The organism is Mesorhizobium sp. M4A.F.Ca.ET.090.04.2.1 (assembly GCF_003999085.1).
GTDB lineage: Bacteria > Pseudomonadota > Alphaproteobacteria > Rhizobiales > Rhizobiaceae > Mesorhizobium.
In genome coordinates, this window is record NZ_RZOT01000350.1 from 1 (window position 1) to 6,443 (window position 6,443).

The window sequence follows — 6,443 nt, forward strand, 5'->3', positions numbered from 1 at the left end:
CTTCAGCCGCAGGCTGGTCAGGCCCGGCCGGCTGCGCCGCTTCTCGAACCGCGATGTTCGCGAAAGCCTGTTGCTCGGCTTTTTTCTCGTGGTCGCCGCGACGCTGCCGCTCGCCAGTTGGGTGCGGATCTGCGCCTGGAGCTCCAAGCTCCGGCTGAGGCGCCATCTCCGCAAGGATTTTCCACGCTATGCCGCGGCGGTTCGTGCCGTCTTCGGCGATGGCGTCGATACGGAAGCGCTATTCAAGGGGTTGCTTGCCGCGGTCCATCGCCGACAATTGCTGCTTGCCGCGCACATCACCGGCCATGGATGGTCGCCGGAAATTCGGCTGGAGGGGCTTGAGGGCCTGCGCGCGGCGCTGCAGCGAGGTCGGGGCGCCATCATCTGGTGTGATCAGTTCACCGCCCAGACCGTCATCGGCAAGCGGGCCTTGCATGAGGCCGGCATCGAGGCGCATCAGGTCAGCGTCAACTTCCACGGCGTTTCGGACACGGTGTTCGGCCTGCGCTTCCTGAACCGGCCGCTGATCGCGGTGGAGAACCGTTTTCTGAAAGGCCGGGTCATCTTCGAGCGCGGCGACGCCTATCAGGTGACCGTGCGCATGCAGCGCATGCTCAGGGAAAACGGCGTCGTCCTGATGACCAACACCACCCACTCCGGCACGACGTTCACCGAAGTCGACATGGGGCAAAGCGGCTGGACCCAACTGGCCTCGACTCCGGCGAACTTCGCCGCGCGCGGCGGAACGGCGCTGTTTGCCATGTCGACCTTCGAGACGGTGCCGTTTCGCGAATACCGTGCGGTTATCAGTCCCGAACTGGTCCCGGCTGAAGAGCCGATATCCGCCGCGACAGGGGAGATGGCGGCGAAGAACCTGGAGCTGCAGGCGCGCTACATCCTGCTCAAGCGCGATCGCCTCCTGGAGGCGATGAAATTGTACCCGGAACAGATGATGGTATGGGCAGGTGCCCAGAGGTTCACCGCGAGGTCGGGCGACACGACGGACGCCGACGCCGACGTATCCTCATGAGGTCTTTGTCCTGAGTTCGTCAAGCACGCCGGCGACGATGTTGGAGATCCGGCCGGTGCCGTCCACGGTCAAGGCGGGTTCATCCGCTGTCGGCGCTTCCAGAGTGGCGAACTGACTGTCGACCAGGCTCGCCGGCATGAAATGCCCCTTGCGGCTGCCGACACGGCGCCTGGCGGTTTCCGCATCGATTTCCAGATAGACGAAACGCAGGTCCGGGCAAAAGCCGCGCAGCCGCCTGCGGTAGCCGCGCTTCAGCGCCGAGCAGGCGGCGACTACGCTCTGCCCGTCGGCGATCGAGGCCGCGATGCGCCGGCCGATCGCATCGAGCCAGCCGGCGCGCAATTCGTCGGTGAGCGGTTCACCGCTTGCCATGCGCGCCACATTCTCGGGCGGATGCAGCCTGTCGCCCTCGACGAATGCCGTACCCAGCGCCGCCGCCAGCGCCTCGCCGACCGCGGACTTGCCGCAGCCGGCAACCCCCATCACCACGATGGCCAGCGGCGTCTTGGTCGCCGGCGGTCCCGCTTTTTCGATCACGGTCAGCGGCTCGCCGGGGCCCGGCCGTAGAGCAGAAGCATGACCACGATGACCACGCCGTAGATGATCTGCCGTCCTGCCTCCGGCATCTGCATGACCGAGAGGATGGACTGCAGAAGCGTGATCAGGATGACGCCGGCGACAGTGCCCAGATAGGAACCGCGTCCACCAAGGATCGAGGTGCCGCCGAGCACCACCGCCGCGATCGACGGCAAGAGATAGGCATCGCCCATCGACTGCGCCGCCTTCGAAGCGTAACCCGCCAAAAGCACGCCGCCAAAGGCCGAGAGTCCGCCCGAAACCGCGAAGGCGACCATCACAACGCGGCGTGTGTCGATGCCCGAAAGATAGGCGGCGCGCTCACGGTTGCCGATGCCGTAGACGGCGCGGCCGAAGCCGGTACGGGTCAGCACGAAGACCATGGCCGCGCCGATTAGCGCCCAGATGATGACGGCGTTGGGCACCGCCGGAATGGCAAAGCCGGTCGCCAGGTAGCGCATGGCCGGCGTTGCCGAATCCTGCGGCGAGAAGCCCCCCGTGTAGACCACCATCAGCCCTTGCGCGACGGCGTTGGTGGCCAGCGTCACGATCATCGAGGGGATGCGCAGATAGGCGACGCCGATGCCGTTGACGACGCCGATCGCGATGCCGCAGACAATGCCGAACGGGATGGCAAGCGCCACGCCGACCGGACCGTAGGCCGCGGCCGCGGCGGCCATCATCGCGCCGACCGCCACCGACCACGGCACCGACAGGTCGATCTGGCCGAGCAGGATGACCAGCATCATGCCGGTGGCAATGACGCCGAGGAACGACGCCACTTTGAGCTGCTGCAAGAGATATTCCGGCGACAGGAAGCTGCGCGAATAGAGGCTGCCGAGAAACAGCAGCAGCGCTATGCAGGCGAAGGCCGTGATAACAGCCGGATCGGCGCGGCGGATGAATTTCGGCATGCGCCCGGCGATGCCGCCGATGGTCGTTTCGCTCACAGGAACCACTCCAGCCGGTTGCGGACCCTGAACAGGGCGAAGGCGCCGAGGCTGACCGCGATCAGGAGGATGACGCCCTGGAACAGCGGTTGCCAGAGCGGATCGAAATCGAAGACGAACAAAAGGTCGCCAATGGTGCGGAAGGCGAGCGCGCCGAAGATCGCGCCGATGGCGCTGCCCTTGCCGCCGAACAGCGAAACGCCGCCGAGCACGACGGCGGCGATCGAAAACAGCGTATAGGCATTGCCGCTGGCGTAGGCGGCGTCACCCGTATAGGTGAAGAAGGTCAGGAACAGCCCGCCGATCGCGGCAAGCAGCCCGGCAAGCGCGTAGGCGACGAATTTCCCGCGCCGGATCGGCACGCCCGACATGTAGGCGGCGGTTTCCGAGGAGCCGGCGGCGTAGGCCGCGCGGCCAAGCTCCGAGCGGCTGAACGGCACCCACACGATCAGCACCACGACCGCCAGCGCGACCAGGCTCGCCGGCGCGACGCCGAAGAAGCGCCCGGTCAGGAAATCGGCAAGGTCCTCATTGACCGAACCGCCCGGAAACGGCCGCAGCAGCAGTGCGAGGCCGAAATAGACGGCGCCGGTGGCGATGGTGGCGACGATCGGCTGCAGCCGCCCATAGATGACGATGGCGCCGTTGATGGCGCCGCAGACGAGCCCGGTGCCGAGCACCGCGACGACGCCGAAGGCCGTCTCGAGGCCGGTGCCGATCACCAGCCAGGAAGCCAGGCAATTGGTCAGCGTGAAGATCATGCCGACGGATAGATCGATGCCGGCCGTGATCACCACCAGGGTCTGCGCCATGGCGACGAAGGCAAGCAGCACGCCCTTGTTGGCGGCCGTCTGCACGACATTGGCGGTAAAGCCCGCCGGGTGGTTCGCGCTGTAGATCGCGAACATGGCGACGAAGATACCGAGTGCGAGCAGCGTTCCGCGTTGCTCGGCCAGCCAGTAACGCCAATCCTTCACGCTGCGATCCCCTTCATGCGCCCTCTCCCTGCATCGGACCGGCGCCCTCGCCGTGGATATTGAGCGCGCTGGCGATCAGCGCATGCTCGGTGATCTCGGCGCCGACCAGCTCGCGCTTGACCGCGCCGTCATAGAGCACGAGCACCCGGTCGCAGCAGCCGATCAGTTCGTCATAGTCGGTCGAATAGAACAGGATCGCGGCCCCGGCGTCGGCGAGCTTGCGCATCAACTGGTAGAGTTCCTGCTTGGTGCCGACATCGATGCCGCGCGTCGGGTCGTTGAGCAGGACGATGCGCGGCTGCCGCATCAGCCATTTGGCGATGACGACCTTCTGCTGGTTGCCGCCCGACAGCGCGCCGACCGGAATGTCGAGGCCAGCGGTCTTGATCGCGAGCAGCTCCACCATGTCGTCGATCAGCCGCTGCTCGGTCGCGCGGTCGATGACGCCAGCCTTTGACAGTCGGTCGAGCGCCGCGAAGGAAAGGTTCTCGCGCACCGTCATCGGCAGCATGAGCCCCTCGGTTTTGCGGTCCTCGGGGATGAGCGCCATGCCGATGCGATCGTCACGCGCGGCTGAAGGACTGGCGATGGAAACCGCCTTGCCGTCGACCAGGATCTCGCCGGCAAGGCCGCGCAGCACGCCGAAGAAGGCAAGCAGCAACTCCCGCTGGCCCTGACCGTCGAGGCCGCCGAGGCCGACGACCTCGCCCGCCCCGACGGTGAGCGAGACATTGTCCAGCCGATCGGTCCAGCACAGGTTGCGTGCCTCCAGCACCGGGACGGCGGCGGCGTGCCGCGCCGGCTTCGGCGGGAAGATGTGGCTGTATTCGCGTCCGATCATCAATTCGACGACTTCGCTGTCGCTCTTCGAGCCAGCCGCGTAGCTGGCGACGTTGCGGCCGTTGCGGAAGACGGTGCACTGGTCGGCAAGCTCGGCGATCTCGTTCATCCGGTGCGAGATGTAGAGCAGCGCCAGCCCCTCTTCCCGCAGCCTCTTCAGCACGCCGAAGATCTTGGCGACATCGGTCGCGGTCAGCGCCGAGGTCGCCTCGTCGAGGATCAGGATGCGCGGCTTGCGGGCCAGCGCCTTGGCGATCTCGACCATCTGCCGGCGCGACAGCGGCAAATCCTTCACCAGCCCCAGCGGATGGATGTCGGAAGCACCTGCGCGGGCGAGCGCCTCTTCGGCGATGCGGCGCTGCGCCTTGCGGTCGATCAGGCCGAAACGTTTCGGCGGGTCGGAGATGACGATGTTGTCGGCGACGCTGAGTTCCGGTATCAGCGACAGTTCCTGGAAGATGCAGACGATGCCTGCCTGGTTGGCCGCCGCCGGCGAGGCGAAGCTCACCTCGCGACCGTCCAGCATCATGCGGCCTTCGTCCGGCGCGACGACCCCGGCCATCACCTTGATCAGTGTCGACTTGCCGGCGCCGTTTTCGCCGAGAATGGCGTGGATGCTACCGGCCGTGACCGTCAGCTCGGCCTTTTCCAAGGCACGCACGCCGCCATAGCGCTTGGATATGCCTTCCATGCGAAAGAGCGGAACCGCGCCGTCCATCAGCCCTCCGAGGCAATTTCTATCGACAGATGGCAAGCAGCCGGAGCCGCGGGAGATGCCCACCGCCCCGGCCGGTCAGACTACTTGTTTTCCTTGGTCTGGCCCATGATTTCCTGCGCGGTGAAATTGATCCCGCAGGTCGGGAAGGAATTGCCGACGAAGAAATTGTCGGACTGATCGGGGAAGTAGTCCTGGCCTTCCTTAAAGTTCGGATCCTCGACGATCGCCAGCGGCAGTTTCACCGATTGCGGCACGACGTTGCCCTCGAGCGCGGAGATCGCCGTCTTGATAGCGACCGCCACCTGGGCGGGGCCGGTGCCGGCCGACGAGCACTTCAGGCCATCGGCCGCGTGCGCCGCGCAGAACTTGCGGAAGCCGTTTTCGGTCTCGCCGCCGAACGGCACGAAAGCATGCTTTGCATCGATCATCGCCTGTACGATGCCGGTGTCGCCGCCCTGGCCGGTGATGCCGACGAACGGACCGTTGGTGGCGATGGCGTCGGCGGTGACCTTCTGCGCTGTCGGATCATCCCATTTGCCGGCGACTTCGGTGACGTCCCACTTCTTGCCCGAAGCGTCCAGGACCTCATGGATGCCATTGTGGCGATCGGTGTCGACCGAGGTGCCGGCAACACCGCGTACTTCCAGGATCTTGCCGCCATCGGGTATATGGCTGATCAGCCACTTGGCCCACAGTTCCCCGAGGCCCTTCTGGTCGACATTGACGTTGATGGCATCCTTGGTGTCGAGGATGTTGTCGAAGGCGACAAGAACGACGCCGGCTTCCTTGGCGCGCTTGATCACCGGCCCGAAGGCCGTCGGGTTCTGCGCATTGACGACGACCGCATCAAAGCCGGAATCGATGAAGTTGTTGATCGCCGAAATCTGCGCCGGCACATCCTCGCCGGTCGATACGACCTTGAATTCCTTGAGCTTTGCCGCGACGTCCTTCTGCGCGGCATAGGCCTTGGCCGTCTGGATCATCTGGATGCGCCAGGTATTGGCGATATAGCCGTTGGCGAGCGCGATGCGGTACGGGCCCTCCTTCTTGGGGAATTTGAAGAACTGGGTATCGGCTGCCCACGGCGCGAAGCAGTCCGGCTCCGCGGCCGGTCCCTTGACGATTTCCGGCTCGGCGATCGCCGATGAGCTCAGCATAACGAATGCAGTGGCGGCAACGATGCCACCAACAAGTGACTTGATCATCGATATTCCTCCCGATTGCAGTTCTGCCTGATGCTGCGTGGTTCTGGCGCCCGTCCACATCCGGCGAAGCCCTCCAGCCTTGCCCCATGACGCCTACCCAGGGTGGCGGTTTGCCACCCGATGCCCCCTCCTCCATCTCCCTCAAGG

At 65.4% G+C, this 6,443-nt stretch carries 6 protein-coding genes; 1 reads left to right on the top strand and 5 read right to left on the bottom strand.

Annotation, left to right across the window (positions count from 1 at the left end):
- A partial coding sequence (locus EN781_RS22305) for a hypothetical protein (protein WP_127400338.1) occupies nucleotides 1–1,030 on the top strand: 1,030 nt, incomplete at its 5' end.
- On the opposite strand, the gene EN781_RS22310 is transcribed toward EN781_RS22305, so the two are convergent.
- The 5 genes from EN781_RS22310 to EN781_RS22330 form a co-directional block, all read right to left on the bottom strand.
- Nucleotides 1,025–1,513 (bottom strand): gluconokinase, encoded by a 489-nt coding sequence (locus EN781_RS22310; RefSeq protein WP_126059412.1) that lies wholly within the window; start codon nucleotides 1,511–1,513, stop codon nucleotides 1,025–1,027. The genes EN781_RS22305 and EN781_RS22310 overlap by 6 nt on opposite strands.
- Nucleotides 1,514–1,569: 56 nt before the next feature.
- The gene (locus tag EN781_RS22315) at nucleotides 1,570–2,556 is read right to left on the bottom strand and encodes an ABC transporter permease (RefSeq protein ID WP_126059029.1); all 987 of its coding nucleotides are present in this window, start codon (nucleotides 2,554–2,556) and stop codon (nucleotides 1,570–1,572) included.
- Nucleotides 2,553–3,533: an ABC transporter permease gene (locus EN781_RS22320; protein ID WP_126059028.1), complete on the bottom strand. Its 981-nt coding sequence runs from the start codon at nucleotides 3,531–3,533 to the stop codon at nucleotides 2,553–2,555. The genes EN781_RS22315 and EN781_RS22320 overlap by 4 nt, the downstream gene beginning before the upstream one ends.
- A 13-nt stretch (nucleotides 3,534–3,546) precedes the next feature.
- Nucleotides 3,547–5,091, bottom strand: coding sequence for a sugar ABC transporter ATP-binding protein (locus tag EN781_RS22325; protein WP_126059027.1), 1,545 nt, complete (start codon nucleotides 5,089–5,091; stop codon nucleotides 3,547–3,549).
- 80 nt (nucleotides 5,092–5,171) lie between these two features.
- Entirely contained in the window at nucleotides 5,172–6,296 is a 1,125-nt protein-coding gene (locus tag EN781_RS22330; protein ID WP_126059026.1) for a sugar ABC transporter substrate-binding protein, read from the bottom strand.
- Nucleotides 6,297–6,443 lie beyond the last annotated feature (147 nt).